Source organism: Marinimicrobium hydrolyticum (assembly GCF_030848505.1).
In the GTDB taxonomy this organism is placed as follows: domain Bacteria; phylum Pseudomonadota; class Gammaproteobacteria; order Pseudomonadales; family Cellvibrionaceae; genus JAVDDU01.
This window is the reverse complement of the sequence record NZ_JAVDDU010000002.1, coordinates 608,679-630,961: the sequence shown is the minus strand read 5'-3', so window position 1 is coordinate 630,961 and position 22,283 is coordinate 608,679. Positions and strand designations below refer to the sequence as shown.

The window sequence follows — 22,283 nt, the reverse complement described above, 5'->3', positions numbered from 1 at the left end:
TCCTCAGCTATACTCAAAAAAACCTAAAACCGGGAAGTCCATGGCCACCAATCTCAGTGCCGATGCCATAAGCTGGCGGGAAAAATACCTAGAGGCACTAGATGCCCAGGAGCAAGTGGAGCGCGACGCTCAACAGCAGCAGCGTAGCCTGCGCCGCGCCCTGGTGCAGCTGAGTCTTCTGGTGGACGGCCAGGACTCTGCGCTGGATAACTTTTTAGACCAACTGCGCGCCGCCCTGAGAAACGAAGCCGAGGCCGTGCCCGACCATCTGTTAACACAGTTGGATCAGACCGTGCGCGCCGCCGATGGCCAACAGGACCAGTTTGACGCTGACGTCCTTCGGGAACTGACTCGCTTGGCGTCCGGGTTGCGATCTCTCGGTCTAACCGGAGGCCTAAAGAGAGAATTAGATCATTACCTCACTCGGCTACCGGCACGGGCACAAAAAATTGGTCTCTACCCCGCCTTGCTGGATCAGTTGGCCGAACTGCAGGAGCGCGCTCTGGAGGAACTTCGAGCCCCGCGCCCCGGGCTTTTCCAGCGTTTGCGCGGTGCTAGCGCAGCGCCGCAGTTCGCATCTGAAGGCCTTCTGGAAGAGCTCGGGGAAGTGTTGCAGCGGTTACTTGACGCCGTGGACACCGAATATGTGGCTCCAGAGTCCTTACAAGAACTGCGCGAGCGCATTACCTCAGATGTTCTCCTAAATGATCTGCCCGCCATCTTGGCGCAATCCCGCGATCTCCTGAAACAAGCGTGGCTGGCGGCTAATGAAGTGTTCGCGCAGTACCTGGACCAAGTCAACGCGGAGCTAGCGGAGATAGCTGGGGTGCTGGGCGGCGCGGTGGCCCAAGAGACCGCGCGCAACAGTGCACAGAGCGACTTTCAAAACGCTTTGGAGATGAATTGCCAATCCTTGGAAGGTCAGGTGGTGGACGCACGTGACCTACAGCAATTGAAGCAGCAGGTGAGTACCCAGCTGAGCCAGATACGCTCCGCGCTGGCGGATTTTCGTGCCGCCGAGCGCCAGGATGAGGGCTTGGTCGGGCAGCTCACCACCCTCGCCGAGCGTGTGGCCTTAATGGAGCGGGACGCCGAGGCGAATCGAGCCAAACTTAAAGAGCAGCGTCACAAGGCCTTACACGATCCCCTGACTCAGCTTCCCAACCGGGAGGCGTACGAAGAGCGGGTGCGCCACGAAACGCAGCGCTGGCAGCGCTACGGTCACCCGCTTTCCCTGGCTGTGTGCGATATAGATCACTTTAAGCAAATCAACGATCGTTTTGGTCATCAGGCTGGTGACCGGGTGCTGAAAGTATTAAGCCAGGCCATCGAAAAACGGCTGCGAGAGGTGGACTTTATCGGTCGATTCGGGGGCGAGGAGTTTATTATTTTGATGCCGGAGACCGGCGCGGCCGAAGCTCACAAGGCTTTGGACGCAATACGAGACGCTATTGCCAGCACCAGCTTCCATTATCGCAAGGAGCCGCTGACTGTCACTCTGTGCATGGGGGTGGCGGAATTCCAGCAGGGAGATACACCAGAGAAGGTCTTTGGTCGGGCTGATCGTGCACTCTATGAGGCTAAAGCGGCGGGTCGTAACCGCACCTGCCTGGGGTAGACAGGTGTGGTTACGTCACGGATTACTCGACGGCGTGCCACTCTAAAAGAATGGAGCGTACAAACTCGCCGGACGCCGTAAAGTCATCATCGGACCAGCCGCCGTCGGTATCGACGCCAGGGTAAAACATAGACGCGCCTTCTTCCTTGTCATTCAACGCCCAGTTGGCATGAGACAGGTTATTCTCACGCATGAACTCCAACCACAAGCTCGTCTCCTCGGCGGCGATTTGGCCATCACCATCGGCATTCACGGTGCCCCACTCGGTGACCATTAAGGCCAGACCCTGATCCAGCGCCTCTTGTGCCTTGTCACGCAGCTCCTGGCCGTGTGAGCCGGCGTAGAAGTGCAGGGCGTATACGATGTTTTCGAAACCGACTATGGGATCCTGGGCGGCGACGTCCACATCCTGCGACCAGGACGGGGTTCCCACCACAATCAGGTTCTGAGGGTCTATCGCCCGTATGGCTCGAATGACTTCTTCGGCATAGGGTTTAATGGTTTCTGACCAGTCGGTGTCCTCCAGCGGTTCATTGTAAATTTCGTAAATGATGTTCGGAAACTCGCCGTATTCCCGGGCGATGTGGGTAAAAAACTCTACGGCCTCTTCTGGGTGCTCCTCGGCACGGTGCGAATGCCAGTCAACGATGACGTAAAGACCTTCCTTAATGGCCGCGTCAATCACCGTTTCCACTCTGGCCAGATTGCTCTCCTTGTCTTCCAGATAACCCCCGGATGCCTCAACGCCCATGGCGGCGCGAATCAGAGAGGCGTTCCAGTTCCAGGCCACCTCGTGCACAACCCCGCTGTTGTAGAAGCGTTCCCCGCCCCAATTGTTGTTCGACCAGAATAGGCTGGGCCCTGCCAGAGCCACTGGCTCTCCATGCATATCAACGATTTGGTTACCGTCCACCGATAGAAAACCGTATGTGGTTACTGGCGCCACGTGGGGCGGGGTCCTATCCACCAAACTAAGCGAGAAAATCACAACACATGCGACCAGAACGAGCAAAAAAATACGCATCGGTGTTAGAGATCTGACCATCCAAAGTACCCCTTTTTTGTAAGACTTCTTTTAGATTGTGCGCGAAAGAAGCCTTGAGAATCAAGCCAGATATGTTATGTTATAACGTCCAACGATCATTAGGATGCCTATCAAAATGAGCGAGCTCCCGCCTTTGAGCGAAAGCCAGTTGTTGCGTATGCCCAAAGCTGAGTACATGAATTCGCGCCAGCGAGAGTTTTTTCGCAATCGCTTACTGACTCTCAAAAAAGAGACACAAGAGGCCATAGAAGGTATCAAGCAAGCGATAGCAGCCAGCGAGCCTGAAGCCGATGAATTGGATCGCGCGGCCGCCGAGGAGGAAAACCGCCAGCGCATGCGTTTGGCTGAGCGGCAGTATTACCTGCTGCGCAAAATCGACCAGTCGCTTAACCACATCGAAGACGGCAGCTACGGTTATTGTGCCGTTACCGGCGAGCCCATAGGCCTGGCTCGGCTGCTGCTGCGGCCCACCGCCGAGCTGTGCGTGGAAGAAAAAAATCGGCAAGAACAGCAAGAACGCAATTACGCAAAACAACGAGGTTAATCATGCAACCCCTTCCCGTTACCGTCCTGTCCGGCTTTCTCGGCGCTGGAAAAACCACTCTGCTCAATCACATTTTGAACAATCGACAAGACCGCAAGGTCGCGGTGATTGTGAACGACATGAGTGAGGTCAACATTGACGCCGCCTTGGTGCAAGGTGCGCTCAACCGCACCGAGGAAAAACTGGTGGAAATGAGCAACGGCTGCATATGTTGCACCTTGCGCGAGGATTTACTTCTGGAGGTCAGTCGTCTGGCGGAAGAAGGGCGCTTTGACGCCTTGGTGATTGAGTCCACCGGCATCTCCGAACCTCTGCCCGTGGCCGAAACCTTCACGTTTGAAGATGAACAAGGGCGGTCCCTGTCACAAGTGGCGCGCCTGGACACCATGGTCACGGTGGTGGACGGCGCCAATTTCTTAAACGATTACCATCAGGCCAAATCGCTGAAAGAGGCTGGTGAGCACCTGGGCGAAGAAGACGAGCGCAATGTGGCCGACTTGTTGGTGGATCAAATCGAATTCTGCGACATTCTGCTGATCAGCAAAACCGACCTGTTGAGTGAGGCCCAGTTGGATGAACTGAAAGCGGTATTGCGCAGTTTGAACACCCGTGCGGAGATTCTACCCATGACCATGGGCCAAGTACCTCTGGATGCCGTTCTAAATACCGGCAAGTTTAATTTTGAACATGCGCAGCTGGCTCCAGGCTGGCTGGCGGAAATGCGTGGAGAGCATACGCCAGAGACAGAGGAGTATGGGATTTCCAGCTTTACCTACACCGCACGTCGGCCCTTTCATCCCCAAAAGTTGCATGACTTCTTTGACAACCCGCAATTGAGCGGCAAACTCCTACGCTCAAAGGGCTTTTTTTGGCTCGCCACGCGGCCGCAGTTGGCTGGCCAATGGAGTCAGGCGGGCGGCATCGCCCAGCACGGTGCTGCGGGTCTGTTTTGGAAGGCCGTACCGGAACAACATTGGCCGGACGATGACGAGCAGCGCGCCTACATCATGGAGAAGTGGCAGGAGCCTTTTGGGGATATGCGTCAGGAGCTGGTGTTCATAGGTCAGGGCTTGGGTAAAGAGGACATTACCCGCCAGCTGGATCAGTGCCTATTGTCGGATGCGGAACTGCTGGCTGGAGAAAGTCTTTGGCGGACACTGCCGGACCCCTTCCCTCAATGGATGGAGGCAGAGGAAACCGAATGAGCCTGACCGAGCAACTTGACCACCAAGCCTCCGACCACTGGGCATTCGGGCCCACACCAGACGTGTTCACCGAGTTTTATCGGGATACTGTGAGCCTCTCCTGTTGGCAGCGCGACCTGGACCTGGAGTTAAACGCCTGTGTGCAGAATTTACTCAACTCTGGCCGGACCTTGGCCATCAAGGAAGCAGGGTCTCCTTTCGCACTGTATCAATCGATTCTGGGTGCCTGTAAAGCCGTGCAGCCCTTGGCGGATGATATCCACTGGTTGTTGGACATGTACTGTTGCCTCTTTGATTGCCGCAACGTCGGTCTGCGGCTCAGCACGCTGGATGCGGCCATGTGCCCTCGTTTTCACGTGGACCGGGTTCCGGTCCGTCTGGTCACCACTTATGGCGGCCCGGGCAGCGAGTGGTTGAGCAATCACTGTGCCGACCGAACCAGGTTGGGCGCGGGCGCCAAGGGCTTAAGCGACGCTGAATCCGGACTTATGCAGAGCGACGCTGACGTACAACAACTGGCCGAGGGTGAAGTGGCGTTGTTCAAAGGGGAGCTTTGGGAGAACAATGAGGGCCGTGGCTTAATTCATCGTTCGCCGGCCCTGGCGGCCGGCGAGCGTAGGTTGCTGGTGACCTTTGATGTTGTATCCTAAGAGCGTGTGCACTCCACCCAGCAACCCGTTGGAACCCTAGAACCTTTGAGATTCAGAGAGCTACCATGACTACTGCAGCCGCCGTATCGGCCATTCGTCGCGCGACGCTTTTATTGCCAGTGATTCTCGCCGGCTTACTCATGGCCTGTGAACGTGAAGGTTCTGGCTCGCATAGCCACAGTCATGCCGAACCTGGAATTGATCGGGCGCATGGCTTCGAGCATGCTGATGACCATGACCATGACCACCATCACAGCCATGAACCACGTCGTCAGCACGGCGCCCATGTCCACGGCCGAGGTGAAATTAACTTGGTTCTGGAAGGCAACAGGCTCGATGTGGAGCTGGTCTTACCCGGTGTTGATGTGGTGGGGTTTGAGTCCGCACCCAGTACCGGCAGACAACACCAAGCTATTCAAGAAGCCGAAACGCTTTTGAATACGGCCGAAAAAGTATTGCTGCTTCCTCCTGAAGCGGAGTGTCGCCTAAAAGAATCCGAAACCCTGCTGCCGCAATACCGCCGTGGAAATACTCACGCTGACTTCCAAGCCTATTACGCCTTCGAGTGTGCTGAGCCCGCGCGTCTGAGGCGCGTGCAATTTGCTCTCTTTGAACAGCTTCCGACGCTGGAAGCGATGTCGCTCAAATGGATTGTCGAAGATCAACAAGGTGCGGCAACCCTCTCCCCCAGTTTGCCCGCAACGCGCTTTTCCCACTAAAGGCCTCGCGGCGGTAATTTACCGCCGCAGTACCTATTTCTTATAGGCTCTTGACTCCGACTCCGAGTATTTTTACTCTTTTTTTATGCTTGCCCGCTTTGGTGCGCCCATCTACGCACGAGAGCGTTTATACTGGCCAGTAAGACTCGTACGCCATACACAGGGAATGGAACTTGCGCGAATGCCTTGCCAAATCTCTTGGTGTCCCGTATTCCAAATAATCGATGATCGTGGGTAGCACCTGAGACACATTCATGGAAGCTGTATTTAAGGTATTTGAAAGGCACGCCCAAGAGCACCCTCAGACACCGGCTCTGCGTTATAGCGACAGGCAGATGAGCTATGCCGCTGTGAACCGGGAGGCGAACCGACTGGCCAGCTTCTTGATTGCCAACGATATTGGCAGAGAAACAGCCGTAGCCGTGTTTCTAGAACCCGGCTTTGAAATTGTGACCACCCTGTTGGGCATTTTAAAGGCCGGTGGTGTCTACGTTCCCTTGGACCCGACGCACCCGCCAGCCCGTGTTGAAATGATCTTGGATGACGTTCGTCCGAAAGTCATCATCACCCGCTCGAAACTTGCTAGTCAGTTGCCCGCTCATGAAGGCACCGTGCTTTGTCTGGACGACGATGAAGAAATGCTGGCGTCGTTTCCAGCCGAAAACCCTGGGGTAGACGTTCACCCCGATGATAGTGCCTATATTTATTATACCTCCGGGACTACCGGCACTCCCAAAGGCGTGCTCGCCAGCCACAATAATTTGTGCAACTACTTGTACAGCGCTCGGGATCGCTACGGTGTTACCGAGCACGATGTCATCCCTTCCGTTGCGCGCTACAGTTTCAGTATCAGCATGTTTGAACTTATGTTGCCGCTGATATCGGGCGCTAGGCTTGTGCTGCTGGACCGGGACCATATTCTTGATCCGCACCGCATGCTGGCTACTTTTCGGGAGGTGACCTTCTTTCACATAGGGCCGAGTCTGCTGCGTAGTCTGGTGAATTTCATCCGTACCACGGTGGAAAACGTTGACCAATTCGGTCATGTTCGGCACGCCTCTTCCGGTGGCGATATGGTGCCCCCGGAGCTGCTGGAGGAGCTGCGTCAGGTTTTCCGCAACGCCGAAGTTTACGTCATCTATGGTTGCAGCGAAGTGAGTTGCATGGGCTGCACGCACCAAGTGCCTGAGTCGGGCGCCATTAACAAGACCTTTGTGGGTCAACCGTTTCCAGGTGTTGAGGTCCGAGTACTCGACGATCAACAGCGCGTTCTCGGCCCGGGTCAAGTGGGTGAGGTATGGTTTGCCGGAAATGGTTTGGTGAAAGGCTATCTCAACAAGCCGGAACTGACCCAGGAAAAGTTTCGCTGGCTTGAAGGGCGGCGATTTTACGCTACGGGTGACATTGGCCGCTTCGATGCGCAGGGCGACTTGGAAATGCTCGGTCGCCGGGACTTTCAAGTGCAGTTACGTGGCATGCGTGTAGAGCTCGCTGAAATCGAACTCATGTTACGTCGGGCCCCGAATGTTCAAGATGGTGTGGTGATGGCATGGGAGTTGGTTCCGGGGGACAAAACCCTCGTAGCGTATCCGGTGTTTGCCCAGGGAACTGAAAAAGACACGGCGGCCGTGCGGGAGTACCTGGCGAGATTTTTGCCGGACTATATGGTTCCCAGCCGTTATGTTCCCCTGCAGGCCTTGCCTCTCAATCACAACATGAAAGTCGATCGTTTCGCGCTGCCGCAGCCCGCTGCACATAAAATACAGCGATCCACAAAACCCCTTTCGCCTGAGACTGAAACAGAAATTGCTTTAACCTCACTATGGATGGAACTCCTGCGTGTAGAAGACGTAGGAAGGGAGGACAACTTCTTCTTTTTGGGTGGCTATTCGCTTTTGGCGATGGAATTCATTCTTCGCGTCGAGTCGGAATTGGCGGTTACGTTGGATGGAATGGATGTACTACGAGAAAACCTCCAGGTTTTAGCCGCGATCTGTGACCGCCAACGGGGCTTGGTTCCCCCGAGTCGGAGCAACTCACAAAGCGCTGTACGTGAGGAGCCTTACAGCGAGGCCTTCTACTTTGGCCCTGAAGCGGAATTGTATGGCCTTTACTACCCATCAGAGGCGAATCATGCCGAGTCTGCCGTCTTGATTTGCCCCCCCATCGGCAGCGAATGGACTCGTACTCACTTTGTGATGCGTAAAGTAATTCGCCAGCTAATTGCTCGCGGCGTTCCCGTGATGCGCTTTGATTTTTTTGGTATGGGCGATTCCCTTGGGGAGGGCTCTCAAGCCAGTTTGGAGCTTTGGAAAGCCAATATTGATTCTGCCGTCGGTGAGTTAAAGCGACGAGCGGGCGTTCGTCAGGTTGTGGGTATTGGAGTTCGCCTGGGTGCGAGTCTCATGACTCAGGTGGCTGAGGCGCAGCCAGAGAGTTTCTCGCGGCTTGTACTGTGGGATCCCATTTTCTCTGGCATCCAGCACCTAGAAGATCTAAGGCGCGCCCAGCGTCGGCTTACTAAGGCTCACCGATCCATGTTGCCGCTGTTCTATCGACAGAAATCTGTTCAAGGCGAAGAGTTGCTAGCGTTCGTTTATTCGCACCTGACCATCGCGCAGCTGCGTGACCTGGATTTACATAAAACGATATCTCGCCTGCGACCAACAGCGGCGACCATTTACTCCGGTAATGAGCAACGCGCCGATCTAGCGGAGCATATCAGTGCCGAGGTGCCCATAGTGGCGAACGAAATTGTGTGCGATTGGTGGGACATCTCCGCATTGGAAGATATCCTCCCCGATGTCGGCATGTCTGAATCCATTTGTTCACTGGTAAATTAACATGAAGGAAGTACCGGTAAAATTTGGTCGAAGTTCGTCTCTTCTGGGCGTTGTATCGGAACCAGAAACCGCTGTTCGTTCAGTGTGTTGTATTCTGGTTACCGCAGGATTAACGCTCAGAAGCGGACCGTTCAGGTTGTATACGACGCTGGCCAGGAGGTTGGCTCAGCAGGGTGTGCTGGTATTGCGTTTTGATTTGGACAGCATTGGTGACAGTGGGGCTTGTTATTCAGATTATTCCTTGAACGAGCGGACGCCTTTGGAGCTTCAAGCGGCGGTCGATTTTATGCACCAGCAGTATGGGATCAATCAAGTCGTGATGGGGGGGCTGTGTTCAGGTGCGGAGGCGGCCTTTCGGTATGCGGAAGCTGATCGCCGGGTTATGGGGGTGTTGATGTACGATCCGTTTGCTCACCCCGCGTCCGGTCATCGCTGGCGGGTGCAACGGCACCGATTGTACCGCCGAATGTTACGTTTTTTAGGCCTTTTTGAGCCCATCCGCTACGCGAACGGGACCGGACCGAACGGTAGTTTGGTGCAATACCAGTATATGAGTTATGACGAGTCTAAGCGGATATTGGCTAACCTGATTAAGCGTCAGGTCTATCTTCATTTTGTTTACACGGGCGCGGTACACGAAGTGTTCAATCATCCAAAACAGCTAAAAAAGGCGTTTCCGGAGCTGGTGGATGCGGAATATTCACAGGTGGATTTTTTGGCGGACATCAGTCATACGCCGGTGTTTGCCAGTCAGTTGGAAAATATGACCGAAGTGGTTGCCACCAAACTTGTACGCTTTTTGGACGGACTAGATCCAGAGCCGGAGGCTTTGTCGGTACATGTCGATGGTGTCACCACGAGCCTTTCTAGCAGCTAGATGACTCCGCGCTGCTCCTGATCCAACTCAATGGATTCAAATAGAGCCTGAAAGTTGCCCTCGCCAAAACCTTCGTTGCCTTTTCTTTGAATGTACTCGAAGAAAATCGGACCTATGCTATTTTTGGTAAAAATTTGCAGTAAAAAGCCACCGCCTTGACGCTCGCCTCCATCGATGAGGATGCGACTATTGCGCAGCTTTTCCACTTCTTCTCCGTGATCGGGTAGTCGGTCGTTGAGCATGTCGTAGTAAGTGTCCGGGGTGTCCTGAAATTCGATGCCGTTGTGGGACAAATTTGCCACGGTTTCATAAAGGTTGGCCGAATGCAGGGCAATATGTTGTATTCCCTCTCCGTTATAGTCGCGAATAAACTCAGCAATCTGCGATTTGTCATCTTTGGTTTCGTTCAGGGGAATCACAACCCGGCCACATGGGCTGGAGATGACCTCGCTGTAAAGACCGGTTTTTTTACCTTCGATGTCGAACGATCTTACACTTTTAAAACCGAACAGTTTGCCGTAGAACTGTTTGAACTTTTCGATGCCGCCTTCACGTAAATTGTGGGTTAGGTGATCGATGCGCACGAGTTGATTAACGTTGTCGATGCTAGAACCAAAAAAACCAAACTCCGAAAAAAGATCAGCCTGATGATCGGCATCCACCAGATAAATAAGCGAATTCCCCACGCCTTTGATGGCAGGAATATCGTAGTCGCGTGTCTGTACGGGTTCGGCGCCCAGGCGCATAACCTGCTCCAGCGCTTGGGCAGAATTCTCAACCAATAGCCCAATGGCCGAAGCCCCCCGCTCGTGTACGTCTCTGAAGCGCTCGGCGCTGCCTCCAGATGAGGGGTTGGAGATGAAGTGGATATTACCTGCGGTGTGAAGGGTTACCCCTTCTCGCAAACGACTCTTGTGCTCCTGAAGCTCCATTTGTTGAAACAAATCTCTGAGTAGGTGGGGGCGTCTTCCAGTAAATTCGAGAAACCCGATTCCGTAGGTGGTAACGTAGTTGGTGTCCACTATGGATTCCTTTTCGTGAGTATTTGTGCGGCCATAGTTCCAGTGGCGCGCTTTTTGTTGGGGCAAGAGTCGGAGCAGGGGAAACCACGACTTTAGGTGCCCAAGGGTGAACCTTGCTGGTACAATCACGCTCTTCGTAGAGTTTGTACCATGGGCTCCTGGTGATGTAAATGCAGGCGGTGATCTGTTAACCCTTTTCGCATTCACGCGCGGCGCAATACAGACTATTCGTTCTCAATAGTGGGTGATCTGGGGTTTCGCAGTGGTGGGCGATGTTTTTTGTGGCGGATCCAATTCAGAGTATTCAATACGGGCGGCCGACTCACCAGCCAGCGTTCGAGACGGTATTTTCCCGGAAAATTCAACAGCATAATGCCCACTGACAAGGTCAGCAGTCCCTGTCCGGGTAGTACAAGCATTAGAACGCCCAGCACGAGCAACAGCGCGCCTAATAGATTTTTGCCCGCGATCATGAGCCAGTAGGGTAGCGGCCTTTGTTCGCCTCTTAGGAGTCGACGCGAAGGAGCAGAAAAGTAATCTTCTGGCAATCGGGCGATGATGATTGGCAGCGCCAACAAACTGCCCAAGAACATCAAGATTGAAAAGGCCGCCAGGAACCACAAGAGCGTGTCGTGAGTGGCCAGTAGATGCATAAACTCCGATATAACCGCCATTGAACACAACCTTGCCCAGCTCTGAATACGTAAAAGGAGGCGCAGTGCCCCAAGCTATCCCGACCAATGTTATCACCGGTTTCCTTGGCGTGGGAAAAACCACCAGCATACTGCATTTGCTGCGCAGCAAACCGGAGGATGAAGTTTGGTCAGTGTTGGTCAACGAATTTGGTGAGATTGGCATTGACGGAGGCTTGCTAAAAGCAGGCGACGCCCATGTGCGCGAAGTGCCTGGCGGTTGCATCTGCTGCGTAGGAAACCTGCCCATGAAAGTCGCGCTGAACATGCTGATCGGAACTACCAATCCAGACCGAATCATCATTGAACCCACGGGTCTCGGGCACCCGGCAGAAATTGTAAGTACCCTCACGGGTGAGTACTACGGTGACGTGTTGGATTTGCGGGCTACGGTAACGTTGGTGGACCCACGTAAGCTGTCCGACGACCGCTATCGGAACAACTCCACTTTCATGGATCAAATAGCCATCGCCGACGTACTGATCGCCAATAAGAGTGATTTGGCGTCTCCGGCGGATTGGTCCCTGTTCGACCAATTATTGGCAGACTGTAACCCGCGTAAGGTCGGACACCAGCGAGTGGCCCACGGTGCTGTGGACCGCGCTTGGCTAGATTCTCAGCGCATCGAGCGCGATCTGCCGCCAACGCCGCTTCAGCACGCGAATCCGCTACAGCCCCGGAGGGAGTTGCCCAATCCTCAGGTCGCCATCCCTGAGGGGCATCAGTTCGTACGTCGTGTCAATCAAGGGCAGGGCCATTACAGTATCGGCTGGGCGTTCGTGCCGGATGCCGTTTTCGATTTCGAGCAGGTGTTCTCGATGCTCAATGGCGCCGACGTGATTCGTGCCAAAGCCATTTTCATCACAGAGCGGGGCGTCTTCAGCTACAACATGGATGGTGGTGTACTCAGTGTGCTGGAATTGGATGAGGCGCCTGACAGCCGTGTGGAGCTGATCAGTGACCAGCCTCTAGATGCCGAGCTTGTGGAAAATCAGCTTCTGGCTATGGTTATGCCCTGAGTCGATCAGCGACAGCAACTTGCGCGTGCTGCTCTTTTGTAAAAAATGTTTCCAGCCAAAGTTCTAACCCAATCAAGGTAAAGATTAATTGACTCGTGCTCTGCTTCAGCTGCCCGCTGGTCAACTCATCTTTGTACCGGGCAACAATGGCGTTAATAGCGGGTCGGTCGAGATAGTCTCCGATGAGCGCATTCGGTTCCGCAAGCCGATACACCGCTGCTTTAAGCTTTGGTGAGTCCCGCAACCAGAGGGCTCCTGGTGACGAGAACTTGGTTTTGTCACGGTAGGCAAAATCACGAGAGTAGTGTTTAGCGGCTAGTTCGCGCAGGCAAGGCTTGGTGTGCTTGCGAGAGACTTTTCCCCGGTAGGGCATTTGCAGAGATAGTTCGTACAGCGACTTTGATTGGAACGGGTGCACCATGTCCATACCGTGGTTGCTGCCGATTTGCTCAAACATCTCGTTGAAGCAGTGCACAAACATCAGGCTGCCGACAATAGTGTATTCATTCTCCGCGCTGAATCCTTTTATAGCTTGATAAACCTGTTCCATGTGAGGGGCACATTCTTCCGGCTTCGGGCTTTGTAATAATCCATGAAGGTCGACGTTAACTCGCTGGTTGAACAGCAGGTATTCCTTCATGGAGGCCACATCGCCGCGCTTAAACCAAGCAGCGTAGCCGCGCAGTTTGGGTAGATGCTGAAACATGGGGAGGGAACGTCTTACCAAGTTCCAGAGCGCTGGAGGACAGCGTTGGCGAAGTGCGTAGATGGGTGTGTCGTACTGGGTTTGTTCGCCAAAGAGAACGTCCGCAAAGGTGCCGGTCATCAGAAGATCCAATTGGCCATGGAACTGATCTAGTGCCTGTTCAGTGGAAAGGCTGATGAAGGTTCGGGGCGGCTCTTCTGTATTGACTACGGTGCGCCGTAAGAGATCCAAAAGGTCGTCCTCTGCAGCGATGCTGACGTTCTTGTAGGCAAGGCCGTAACGTTGTGCGTTCTCGCATGCGGTGGCCGTCTCATCAAAGTGTCTGGCACCTGGGTCTGTATAGCCGCAACTGACCGCTGTCGTTTTGGAGAGTCCGCATTCCTTTTGTGCGGCGGCGATTAACGCTGAGTCGATACCGCCGGACATGAGCAGGCCGGAGCGACGATTTTCGCCAACACGATGGAATTGGATCGTTTGGCAGAGCTTGGTCCACAATGGTTGTTCGTAGTGGCGGGAGGACGCCGGTCCTTTTTTTATGCGCTTTGGTCGTGCGTAAAAATGTAGGCTCAGTGGCGGCACTACATTGCCTTCCCGCACATTGCCCTCTACATAAAAGCCGGGCACGACTTTAAAGATGTCTTGAAACAAGGTTTCTGGGCCAAAGTTTCCACGGTACGTCAACTGCTGAGCGAGCGTCGAAGTGTTGACGCTGCGCGTGAATATGGGATCGCTCAGAATGGCTTTAATTTCAGAGGCAAACCAAAAGCGGCCCTGTTGAAAGGCGTAGTACAGAGGCCGGTGGGCGAACATGTCCCGGCACAGAAGAATTTTGCCTGTGCTTCGGTCGTAAAGGAAAATCGCAAAATCGCCATCGAGACCTGCCAGAAAATCTACGCCTTCCGCCTGATAAGCGGCGCAAACATAATCTGACAGTGCTTTGCCCCATAGGACCCTTTGATCTGAGGCTTGAACCCGACCATCGGCTACCACACAGAGGGAGTTCGTTTCGGTGATGCCTGGTTGGTAAACACCGTTCTGTTTGTATCGACAAAAAAAGGCCGTGTTGGTGTCGGGACAGACCACATTGCCCAGCTCACCCCGGTGGGACATCGCGGCGTTCATGCGCGCGGCCAGGGTGTTATCGAGGCTACCCTCCCTGGGATATAGGATGCCACCTATAGCACTCATATCAGGCTCCTGAAATTTTGCGTCCTTCTTATAAGGGGGGGCAGAAGCGCAAAAAGTTCAAGCCAGGCAGATTTGGGCGCGTTGGGATGCGTCCAAGTCCACTGTTCAATGCCTGCAAAGTGACGTGACTAAAGCGTGATCAATCCTCGCGATATTCTATGATGGTGGCCGCTTCCATACTGTAGGCGGACAGAGCCATGTCGTTTTCTACCATCTCCACTTTCATCTCCCCGGTGACCCAGAAAGGCGTGTAAAGAGCGTCCAGTTGGAGGCCCTGGGGGTAGCTGACGAAAATAATTTGGTTCGGTGGCGGTGGCGGTACGTGGATGCAGGCTCCGAAGAAGGGCACCAGGAAGAACTCACTGATGTTCATATCATCATCGAATTCCAACGGCACCACAAAACCAGGCAAACGTACCTTTGCTCCGTCAAACTCGGGGCGGATGTTGGTGGACACAAGCGCGTCCTCCCAGGTACGCCCTCCAGATCCCCCTGAGCCCATGGCCTGGGCTATGGCATTCTCCACTTGGTTGGCCAGGAAGTCGTCAGCCGTGCGCAGCCCATCCGCTTGCTGGTCCTCGGCGAGCTCTTCGTCGCTCAGGTCGCCGTGATCAATGGCCGGCATGTTGAGGAGCAGCTCCAGGTCTTCGTCTGGGAGCAGGTCAGTCCACTCGATGGTCTTGTAATCGTCAGCTCGAACCGAAAAAATAATGTTGGCACTGATCAACAGTGCGATGAAAAACAATTTTTTATGTGGCATCTTGTCCAAGTCCAGAATGCGTTATTGGTAACATACATGCGAAAAACTCAAGCCGTCGAGCCCACTGCTCCCCTTGATTGCAGCACACCCGCTATTAGCCTTCAACAGGTAGAGTTCGCTTGGACGCGTCGCTCCCCGTTGTTGCGCATTGACCAGTTTCAAGTAAACCAGGGTGAGCGGGTTTTCCTATACGGCTCTTCCGGGTCCGGAAAAACCAGCTTGCTGAACCTGCTGGCGGGAGTTAGTTCGCCGCAACTAGGCGAAGTCCAGCTCCTTGGCCAGAGCTTGCAAGCTCTGTCGCAACGTCGCCGGGACCGTTTCCGGGCCCGCCATGTGGGCGTCATTTTTCAGCAGTTTAACCTGATTCCCTACCTGAGTGTGCTCGACAATGTCCTCTTGGCCGCGCACTTTGCCCGCCGCCGGGAAGGCGCTGTGGACAAGGCCCGGGAGCTGCTGGCAGCCCTTGGGCTGGAGCCTAACCTTGAGGCCAGGCCGGCTCATCAACTGAGCGTTGGACAACAACAGCGGCTGGCGGTTGCCCGGGCGCTGGTGATTGAACCGGAAATTTTGCTGGCTGACGAGCCCACCTCGGCGCTGGACAGTGACAGCCGGGATGCCTTTATGTCGCTCTTGCTGCAAGTAGCCGAGCAAAACCGGTGTGCGGTGGTGTTCGTCAGTCACGATCGCAGTTTGGAACCATATTTTTCCCGTTCAGTGGATATTCGATCGCTGTTGGCGGAGGGGGTGGCCTGATGCTGTTCAAACTCGCCCGTAAAAGCTTGTGGAACCGGCGTACCACGGCGCTCCTCACCTTACTCTCTCTCACGGTTAGCATCGTGCTTCTGTTGGGGATCGACCACTTGCGTCACCAAGCAAAAGACAGCTTCAGCCAAACGTTATCCGGCACCGACTTGGTGGTGGGCGCGCGCGGTGGCCAACTGAATCTGCTGCTCTACTCCGTGTTCCGGATGGGTAATCCCACCCAAAATATCAGTTGGGAGAGTTATCAGGAATTGGCAGCCATGCGCGCGGTGGAATGGGCGGTACCTTTATCACTGGGCGATTCCCACCGGGGCTTTCGGGTTCTGGGCACCACCGGGGAGTATTTTGAACGCTATCGCTATGGTCAGAGAAGAGCGCTGGAGTTTTCCCATGGAGAACCCTTCGATGGTGTTTACCACGCCGTACTAGGGGCTCAGGTGGCCCGGCAGCTCGGCTACGACCTGGGTCAGGAAATCACCCTGGCCCACGGGACCGGGTCGGTGAGTTTTATGCCCCACGATGGCCATCCGTTTATCGTGGTGGGGATTTTGGCGCCAACTGGCACGCCGGTGGACCGAACTGTCCATGTCAGTCTGGAAGGTATTGAGGCCATTCATATCGGCTGGGAAGGCGGTGCTCCGAGGCCTGGTCGACAAGTATCGCCGGAGGAGGCGCTTCAGCGGGATCTGACGCCGGAGAGTGTAACGGCGGTCTTGGTTGGGCTCAGCTCGCGCGCGGCGACCTTCAGCGTTCAGCGATTCATCAATCAATACCCCCAGGAGGCGCTTATGGCCATCCTGCCTGGTGTCGCGTTGACTGAACTGTGGCAAATGCTGTCCATGGTGGAGAACCTTCTCTATGTCATCAGTGCCATGGTCTTGCTGGCGGCACTGATCGGCATGGTGACCATGCTGTTGGCATCCATGAAAGAGCGCCAGCGTGAAATCGCGGTGTTGCGGGCGGTAGGCGCAGGGCGTTGGTACCTGTTCTGGCTGGTGGAGCTGGAAGCGCTCCTACTGATGGCCGTGGCTTTTGCTTTGGGAGCCCTGCTGCTGGTTGTTGGCCTTTGGGTAGCCCAGCCCTGGCTGGCGATGCAATTTGGTCTGTTCGTCGATATTAATCCGCTGGGAGCGCATACTGCTTACTTGATGTTGGCGGTCGCCGCACTGGCAGCGCTGGCGGGAGCCGTCCCAGCAGCCGTAGCCTACCGGCGCGCCCTGGCAGAAGGTCTGACCCCGCGCGCGTGAATGGGGAAAACCCCCGGCGGGCCGACGAATAGACTATGGTTATTAAGAATACCTATTAAAAGGTTAGATGTGCGAACAGCCATGGGAGATTGGCTGTCATACTCAGTATTGATTATCCAGGGAGACACCTATGTTACTGCTTTTGTCGTTTGTGCTGATCTTGATCCTGTTGGGGGTGCTGTTCTATTACCAGGTGGCTTTGCCACTGGGCTCGGCGATCCTGCTGATTGCCTGGTTGGCACTCGGCGTTCTCTCTCCCGTGTTGTGGTCTTTGTGGCTGGTAATCCCGTTAGTGACGGTGCTGCTGGTCTTAAACCTGCCCGGCATCCGGCGGCCACTGATCTCCCGGCATGTATTCAAAGCCTTGCGCAAAGTTCTTCCTCCCATGAGCCAGACAGAAACAGAGGCTCTGGAAGCGGGCAGCACCTGGTGGGAAAAAGACCTCTTCAGCGGCCGGCCCGACTGGCACGAGTTTGCCGAAATTACCCTGCCGAAGTTGACCGCCGAAGAGCAGTCCTTTCTGGATAACGAAGTCAATGAACTTTGCGCCATGCTGGACGAGTGGGATATCCACCACACCCGTAAGGATCTGCCGCCCGAAGCTTGGCAATATCTAAAAGACAAAGGCTTTCTGGGGCTCATTATTCCCAAGGAATTTGGCGGGCGGGATTTCACCCCTTACGCCCAAAGCCGGGTAATGAGCAAAATTGCCAGCCGCTCAGTCACCGCGGCGGTGACCGCGATGGTGCCCAATTCATTGGGGCCTGGAGAGCTGTTGGTAAAATACGGCACCGAAGAGCAAAAACAACGCTGGTTGCCTGGCCTGGCCAACGGTACGGAGATTCCGTGTTTTGGTCTTACCGGCCCGGAAGCGGGCTCCGATGCGGGCTCGATTCCCGATACCGGTATCGTCTGTAAGGGCGAGTTTGAAGGCAAAGAAGTTCTCGGATTAAAGCTCACCTTCAACAAGCGCTGGATTACCTTGGCGCCTGTGGCAACCGTGGTTGGCCTTGCGTTCAAACTTTATGACCCGGATGGTTTGCTGGGTGATAAAAACAAAACGGCCTATGGGATTACCTGCGCCCTGCTACCGGCCGACCTGCCCGGCATTCAAATCGGCCGTAGACACAACCCCGGCTCACCGTTTATGAACGGGCCCATCAGCGGTGAGGACGTTTTCATCCCCGTGGATTGGATCATCGGTGGCGCCCCCATGGCGGGCAGGGGTTGGCGCATGCTGATCGAGTGCCTGGGCGCCGGACGGGGAATCTCACTACCGTCCATGGCTACCGCCAGCGGTGAAATGTGTTACCAAACCGTGGGCGCCTATGCTCGCATTCGGCGTCAATTCAACATGGAAATCGGTAAGTTCGAGGGTGTGCAGGAAGCCACCGCCGATATCGCTGCCGGTGCCTACATGCTGGAAGCCATGCGCCAGTTAGTAACCAAAGGTCTGGATCAAGGCAAGGCGCCCTCGGTGGTTACCTCCATGGCCAAGTTCCATGCCACGGAAATGATGCGCGTGATCGTCAATCACGGTATGGATGTGGTGGGCGGACGTGCCATTCAAATGGGGCCGCGCAATTTTCTCGCGTTGCCTTACCAAAGTATTCCGGTGGGGATTACAGTTGAGGGCGCGAACATCCTCACGCGTTCACTGATGATTTTTGGCCAAGGCGCCATCCGTTGCCACCCCTATCTGCTGGCCGAAATGGAAGCCATGCAAAACGAGGATTCGGCGGCTGGTTTGAAGGAATTCGATCAGGTGTTCTTCCGCCACGTAGGTCACGTGTTCAGCAACAGCGTACGCACCAAAGTGTATGGTCTGACTCGGGCTCGTTTTAGTCGCGTGCCTGAGAATGCCGATGCGTTCAGCCGGCGGTGGTATCAACGTATCAACTTGCTCAGTGCCGCCTTGGCCGTCAGTGCCGATACAGCGTTGGGTGTATTGGGCGGCAACCTGAAACGACGCGAGTTGCTTTCCGCGCGGCTGGGGGATGTACTTAGCCAGCTGTTTATCGCCTGTAGCATTCTTAAATTTCATTCCAGTCACACGCGTACAGAGGAAGAAGATGCTCATGCTGACCATGCGTTAACACAGGCCCTGTATGCGGCTCAGGAAGCGCTGTACGACTTCTACGCTAACTTCCCGGCACGTCTGCCGGCCTGCGGTTTGAAATTAATGACCTTCCCTTGGGGCCGCATTGTTTCCAAACCCAGTGATGAGTCGATTCGCGCCCTGGGTGACCTGATCATGGAAGACAACCCGGTGCGCAAAGAGCTGGCGTCCTATCTCTACATTAGTAACGATCCAAAGGACGCCACCGGGCGTGTGGAGCACACTTTTCAACTTTTGCTGGCCCTGGGCCCGACTTGGAATACGTTTGCCAAAGCTCAGGCCAGTGGAAAGTTTACAGGCGACACAGTGGAGGAGCGTTTGAAGGACGCCGCCGCCAAAGGTGTTATTTTGGAATCAGAGATCGAGGCGCTGAAAGAATACGATGCGTGTCGTTATGATTGCCTTCTGACTGACGCGTTTGATTCCCTCTAAAAAAAAAGTTAACACCCCTAAAGATGCATGGACGCATCTTGGGGGTGAGCGCTCACCATCCACACGGTCTCCTTTCTTGCTTGGCACATTATTCGTGTGTTAGCGTATCCCGAAAGCGAATTTTCCTGACACGCTTTGGCTCGTATTTATTCTCGCTGTCACCCATATCTGAACCATAAAAAGTAATTGCGTTGTCCGCTGAAAAACCGTTGACGGTCCAGCGTGTTTGGTGTTTTCCTATCGACCATATTCGAGTGGAACTGACATGCAAGGAGCGTGGAATAATCTCATGGCAAGGCGTCTAGATTGCGATACAGCTACCGGTGCCAACCTTCGATTGGGGCCGTTTCAGGTAGAAGCCATCTCATCTTATGAGCGCTTTGTCCAGCTGCGCAGTGAGTGGGATCGCCTCTTCGACTCAGCCGTAGAAGCATTCCCCACCACCAGTCACGCTTGGCTGTCGGCCTGGTGGAAAACGTTTGCAGACGGTCGCCGGCCTTACGTTATTCTCATTTGGAATGATGGAGTGCTCATTGGCGCGGCCCCTTTTTATTACGACAGCAAAAAGATTTTTGGTAGCCAATTTCGTGTGTTAAGGCCCTGGGTAAACTCCTGGGTAGACAGGTTTAATTTTCTCGCCAGCTTTCCGCCTACAGAGGTCGTCGAGGCCATTCTGGATCACATCGAAGATATCGAGCATACCTGGGATCTTGTTGAGCTGCCGCGACTGGACAGAAATTCTGAAATTACCGAGTGCATTTGGCAGTCATGCCAAACTCGAGAGCTGGAGGTCGGCGTAGAAGATGACTTGCAGTCTCCGTTTTTGCGTTTTCCGGCCACTTGGGACCAGCTTTTAAAAAGTCTTTCCCCGTCATTTCGTCAAAACCTGAAGCGAAAGATTCGCTCCGTGGAAAAAATGGACAGCGTCCGCATGACCGTGCTTGACGGGGAAGAGTGCATAGATCCCATCGTAGAAATCTCGCGAGAAAGCTGGCAACACGAACAGGGCACGTCAATTGCGTCGCGACAGGAAATATTCGATTTTTATCAAAAAGTAATCAAGGCATATGCCCAGCGTGGTCAACTGCGCTGTGCGCTGATGGAAGTCAATGGTGAGCCGGCTGCCTTTGAGCTCAATTTGGGCCACAACCGAACCTTGCATAACTTCAAACTTGGCTTCAAAAAGAAATTCAGCCACATCTCCACTGGCATCGTGTTAAAAGCATTCCTGTTAAAACAAATTCTGGATTCAGAAGGGCCGGAGCCGGAATTTATGGAATACGACTTTATGGGCGTAGCCGAAGCCTATAAATTGAGGTGGAGCAAGAAAGTGCGGGTGCAAAACCGGTATATTGTTTTCTCTAAGCGCAAGACGACTAGACGCCTGTACCAGTGGTTGTACGTAGTCAAACCCTACGTGCGGGATAGTTTTCCAGCGCTTTACACATTGGCCAAAAAGGTGAGCTCCGGAATTCATACGGGGCGAATCTAAGTTCCGGGAAGAAACTCTGGAAGCCTTCCAGAAATCAAGGGTGATCGTAATGGCATTGCCGCGTGCTTTTGTACTGAATCATATCGCCGCCAACAGCGGAAATTCCAAGCAGCTTAACCTGAGCACTCTGGCGGTTGTGCGCTCGCTCGCTAGGCGAGGTATTCCCGTTACCTTGGTGACCACCAACGAATCAGATGCCGTGATTGATTCCCGCTGGTGTCGCTCGGTGGAATACTGTCCGTACCTTTACGACGACGAGCAATCATTGGTGGAATTCATGCAATCCCTGGGGGCGACCTACCCGGGGACAAAGGTCCTAATACCCGCGATAGACGAATGCGCGTATTTTGTGGGCAAATACTACTCGGAGTTGGAGCCTCACTTTCAGATTCCGGCCCCCAAGTGGGAGGCGGTGCGCCTGGTTAACAACAAGCGCCACCAGTATGAGCTTGCCGAATCCCTGGGCATTGCCATCCCGGAAACCTATTTTCCACAATCGGTTGAGGATGTCGTCGCGCTCGCCGCACGAATTACCAACTACCCCTACGTGATCAAGCCCAATGTGTCCTTTGAATGGAAGCTCGCCGCCATGCGCTCCAAGGCCAAGGGCAAGAAGGGTATTAAGGTGGACAGCGCCAAGGAACTCATTGCCCGTGCCGAAGAAATTTTTGTGCCTGGTTACGACTTTATGGTGCAAGAGGTTATCGGCGGTCGGGATGAGCGGCTGGTCTCCTTTCTTTCCTATTTTGATCAGTCGGCGCAACCCAACTCCTATTTTGTCCGCAAGAAAATTCGCCAAGCGCCGGTAGATTTCGGTTACTGCACCATGACCGAGTCCTGCCACAACGATGTGGTGGTTGATCAGTCCACTCGTTTGTTAAACGCTTTGGCGTTCCAGGGCATATCGGGCGTGGAGTGGAAGCTAGACCCTGTCACTGAAACCTACAAACTCATTGAAATCAACGCCCGCGCCGTGAACACCACCGGTTGCGCCATTGCCGCCGGTGTGGATCTGCCCGCAATTGCTTATTTTGACGCTATCGATCAGCCCCTTGAGCCGGTGACAGACTGGCAGGACGGGTGTCGATGGGCGTGGTTGAGCATGGACTTTTGGGCGGGACGGCAACTGGTCGGCGAGGGCAAGCTTACCACTATGGCTTGGCTGAAAGACGTTTCAGGAATTCGCGCCGATGCGGTGTTTGCCTGGGACGACTGGTTGTTTTCCACCAATTACTACACACGATTTTTTGGCTCGGCCCTATCGGCGAAGTTCAAAAAACTGTTTGTGCGCAGGCAGAAGCCAGTGGCCGCGTCTGCTGAAGTTTCAGGCCCGGAGGCCTAGC

Annotated in this window: 18 protein-coding genes; 13 read left to right on the top strand and 5 right to left on the bottom strand. The window is 54.5% G+C overall.

Annotation, left to right across the window (positions count from 1 at the left end; genetic code table 11):
- Nucleotides 1-40: 40 nt before the first annotated feature.
- On the top strand, nucleotides 41-1,618 hold the full coding sequence (locus RBH33_RS05925) for a GGDEF domain-containing protein (protein WP_306731222.1): 1,578 nt from the start codon (nucleotides 41-43) through the stop codon (nucleotides 1,616-1,618).
- 22 nt (nucleotides 1,619-1,640) lie between these two features.
- Here the strand turns inward: RBH33_RS05925 and RBH33_RS05920 are convergent, their stop codons facing one another.
- Nucleotides 1,641-2,564: a glycoside hydrolase family 5 protein gene (locus tag RBH33_RS05920; RefSeq protein WP_306731221.1), complete on the bottom strand. Its 924-nt coding sequence runs from the start codon at nucleotides 2,562-2,564 to the stop codon at nucleotides 1,641-1,643.
- A gap of 214 nt (nucleotides 2,565-2,778) precedes the next feature.
- On the opposite strand from RBH33_RS05920, the gene RBH33_RS05915 reads away from it, so the two are divergent.
- The 6 genes from RBH33_RS05915 (at nucleotide 2,779) to RBH33_RS05890 (ending at nucleotide 9,501) form a co-directional block, all read left to right on the top strand.
- On the top strand, nucleotides 2,779-3,207 hold the full coding sequence (locus RBH33_RS05915; RefSeq protein ID WP_306731220.1) for a TraR/DksA family transcriptional regulator: 429 nt from the start codon (nucleotides 2,779-2,781) through the stop codon (nucleotides 3,205-3,207).
- 2 nt (nucleotides 3,208-3,209) lie between these two features.
- Complete coding sequence (gene zigA / locus RBH33_RS05910) at nucleotides 3,210-4,412, top strand: zinc metallochaperone GTPase ZigA (RefSeq protein ID WP_373568230.1); 1,203 nt, start codon at nucleotides 3,210-3,212, stop codon at nucleotides 4,410-4,412.
- Nucleotides 4,409-5,062, top strand: coding sequence for a DUF1826 domain-containing protein (locus tag RBH33_RS05905; protein WP_306731219.1), 654 nt, complete (start codon nucleotides 4,409-4,411; stop codon nucleotides 5,060-5,062). Before zigA ends, RBH33_RS05905 begins: the two co-directional genes overlap by 4 nt.
- Before the next feature lie 65 nt (nucleotides 5,063-5,127).
- On the top strand, nucleotides 5,128-5,781 hold the full coding sequence (locus RBH33_RS05900) for a ZrgA family zinc uptake protein (RefSeq protein ID WP_306731218.1): 654 nt from the start codon (nucleotides 5,128-5,130) through the stop codon (nucleotides 5,779-5,781).
- Nucleotides 5,782-6,035: 254 nt separating this feature from the next.
- On the top strand, nucleotides 6,036-8,624 hold the full coding sequence (locus tag RBH33_RS05895) for a non-ribosomal peptide synthetase (protein WP_306731217.1): 2,589 nt from the start codon (nucleotides 6,036-6,038) through the stop codon (nucleotides 8,622-8,624).
- Between the two features lies 1 nt (nucleotide 8,625).
- Nucleotides 8,626-9,501 (top strand): alpha/beta hydrolase family protein, encoded by an 876-nt coding sequence (locus tag RBH33_RS05890; RefSeq protein WP_306731216.1) that lies wholly within the window; start codon nucleotides 8,626-8,628, stop codon nucleotides 9,499-9,501.
- Here the strand turns inward: RBH33_RS05890 and hppD are convergent.
- Together hppD and RBH33_RS05880 are read right to left on the bottom strand one after the other, a co-directional pair.
- Entirely contained in the window at nucleotides 9,498-10,523 is a 1,026-nt protein-coding gene (gene hppD, locus RBH33_RS05885) for a 4-hydroxyphenylpyruvate dioxygenase (RefSeq protein WP_306731215.1), read from the bottom strand. The genes RBH33_RS05890 and hppD overlap by 4 nt on opposite strands.
- A gap of 224 nt (nucleotides 10,524-10,747) precedes the next feature.
- On the bottom strand, nucleotides 10,748-11,197 hold the full coding sequence (locus tag RBH33_RS05880; RefSeq protein WP_306731214.1) for a hypothetical protein: 450 nt from the start codon (nucleotides 11,195-11,197) through the stop codon (nucleotides 10,748-10,750).
- Between the two features lie 44 nt (nucleotides 11,198-11,241).
- On the opposite strand from RBH33_RS05880, the gene RBH33_RS05875 reads away from it, so the two are divergent.
- Complete coding sequence (locus RBH33_RS05875) at nucleotides 11,242-12,234, top strand: CobW family GTP-binding protein (RefSeq protein WP_306731213.1); 993 nt, start codon at nucleotides 11,242-11,244, stop codon at nucleotides 12,232-12,234.
- Here the strand turns inward: RBH33_RS05875 and RBH33_RS05870 are convergent.
- Complete coding sequence (locus RBH33_RS05870) at nucleotides 12,224-14,128, bottom strand: asparagine synthase-related protein (protein ID WP_306731212.1); 1,905 nt, start codon at nucleotides 14,126-14,128, stop codon at nucleotides 12,224-12,226. The two genes, RBH33_RS05875 and RBH33_RS05870, sit on opposite strands and share 11 nt — an antisense overlap.
- Nucleotides 14,129-14,267: 139 nt before the next feature.
- The gene (locus tag RBH33_RS05865; RefSeq protein WP_306731211.1) at nucleotides 14,268-14,888 is read right to left on the bottom strand and encodes a DUF3299 domain-containing protein; all 621 of its coding nucleotides are present in this window, start codon (nucleotides 14,886-14,888) and stop codon (nucleotides 14,268-14,270) included.
- 36 nt (nucleotides 14,889-14,924) lie between these two features.
- On the opposite strand from RBH33_RS05865, the gene RBH33_RS05860 reads away from it, so the two are divergent.
- The 5 genes from RBH33_RS05860 to RBH33_RS05840 all read left to right on the top strand — a co-directional run bounded on the left by RBH33_RS05860 (nucleotide 14,925) and on the right by RBH33_RS05840 (nucleotide 22,282).
- On the top strand, nucleotides 14,925-15,641 hold the full coding sequence (locus RBH33_RS05860) for an ABC transporter ATP-binding protein (RefSeq protein ID WP_306731210.1): 717 nt from the start codon (nucleotides 14,925-14,927) through the stop codon (nucleotides 15,639-15,641).
- Complete coding sequence (locus tag RBH33_RS05855) at nucleotides 15,641-16,897, top strand: ABC transporter permease (protein ID WP_306731209.1); 1,257 nt, start codon at nucleotides 15,641-15,643, stop codon at nucleotides 16,895-16,897. The genes RBH33_RS05860 and RBH33_RS05855 overlap by 1 nt, the downstream gene beginning before the upstream one ends.
- A gap of 130 nt (nucleotides 16,898-17,027) precedes the next feature.
- On the top strand, nucleotides 17,028-19,448 hold the full coding sequence (locus RBH33_RS05850) for an acyl-CoA dehydrogenase (RefSeq protein ID WP_306731208.1): 2,421 nt from the start codon (nucleotides 17,028-17,030) through the stop codon (nucleotides 19,446-19,448).
- A gap of 289 nt (nucleotides 19,449-19,737) precedes the next feature.
- Nucleotides 19,738-20,940 carry a GNAT family N-acetyltransferase gene (locus RBH33_RS05845; protein ID WP_306731207.1) on the top strand — a complete coding sequence of 401 codons (1,203 nt, stop codon included), beginning with the start codon at nucleotides 19,738-19,740 and terminating at the stop codon, nucleotides 20,938-20,940.
- 49 nt (nucleotides 20,941-20,989) lie between these two features.
- Nucleotides 20,990-22,282, top strand: coding sequence for a carboxylate--amine ligase (locus RBH33_RS05840; protein WP_306731206.1), 1,293 nt, complete (start codon nucleotides 20,990-20,992; stop codon nucleotides 22,280-22,282).
- Nucleotide 22,283: the final 1 nt, after the last annotated feature.

What these genes read in the sequence shown, in the direction of transcription:
- RBH33_RS05925 (WP_306731222.1), top strand. Translation starts at nt 41, where the DNA reads ATGGCCACCAATCTCAGTGCCGATGCCATAAGCTGGCGGGAAAAATAC.
- RBH33_RS05880 (WP_306731214.1), bottom strand. Translation starts at nt 11,197, where the DNA reads ATGGCGGTTATATCGGAGTTTATGCATCTACTGGCCACTCACGACACG.
- RBH33_RS05855 (WP_306731209.1), top strand. Translation starts at nt 15,641, where the DNA reads ATGCTGTTCAAACTCGCCCGTAAAAGCTTGTGGAACCGGCGTACCACG.
- RBH33_RS05850 (WP_306731208.1), top strand. Translation starts at nt 17,028, where the DNA reads ATGTTACTGCTTTTGTCGTTTGTGCTGATCTTGATCCTGTTGGGGGTG.
- RBH33_RS05915 (WP_306731220.1), top strand. Translation starts at nt 2,779, where the DNA reads ATGAGCGAGCTCCCGCCTTTGAGCGAAAGCCAGTTGTTGCGTATGCCC.
- RBH33_RS05860 (WP_306731210.1), top strand. Translation starts at nt 14,925, where the DNA reads ATGCGAAAAACTCAAGCCGTCGAGCCCACTGCTCCCCTTGATTGCAGC.
- RBH33_RS05890 (WP_306731216.1), top strand. Translation starts at nt 8,626, where the DNA reads ATGAAGGAAGTACCGGTAAAATTTGGTCGAAGTTCGTCTCTTCTGGGC.
- RBH33_RS05895 (WP_306731217.1), top strand. Translation starts at nt 6,036, where the DNA reads ATGGAAGCTGTATTTAAGGTATTTGAAAGGCACGCCCAAGAGCACCCT.
- RBH33_RS05845 (WP_306731207.1), top strand. Translation starts at nt 19,738, where the DNA reads ATGGCAAGGCGTCTAGATTGCGATACAGCTACCGGTGCCAACCTTCGA.
- RBH33_RS05865 (WP_306731211.1), bottom strand. Translation starts at nt 14,888, where the DNA reads ATGCCACATAAAAAATTGTTTTTCATCGCACTGTTGATCAGTGCCAAC.
- zigA (WP_373568230.1), top strand. Translation starts at nt 3,210, where the DNA reads ATGCAACCCCTTCCCGTTACCGTCCTGTCCGGCTTTCTCGGCGCTGGA.
- RBH33_RS05870 (WP_306731212.1), bottom strand. Translation starts at nt 14,128, where the DNA reads ATGAGTGCTATAGGTGGCATCCTATATCCCAGGGAGGGTAGCCTCGAT.
- RBH33_RS05840 (WP_306731206.1), top strand. Translation starts at nt 20,990, where the DNA reads ATGGCATTGCCGCGTGCTTTTGTACTGAATCATATCGCCGCCAACAGC.
- RBH33_RS05905 (WP_306731219.1), top strand. Translation starts at nt 4,409, where the DNA reads ATGAGCCTGACCGAGCAACTTGACCACCAAGCCTCCGACCACTGGGCA.
- RBH33_RS05900 (WP_306731218.1), top strand. Translation starts at nt 5,128, where the DNA reads ATGACTACTGCAGCCGCCGTATCGGCCATTCGTCGCGCGACGCTTTTA.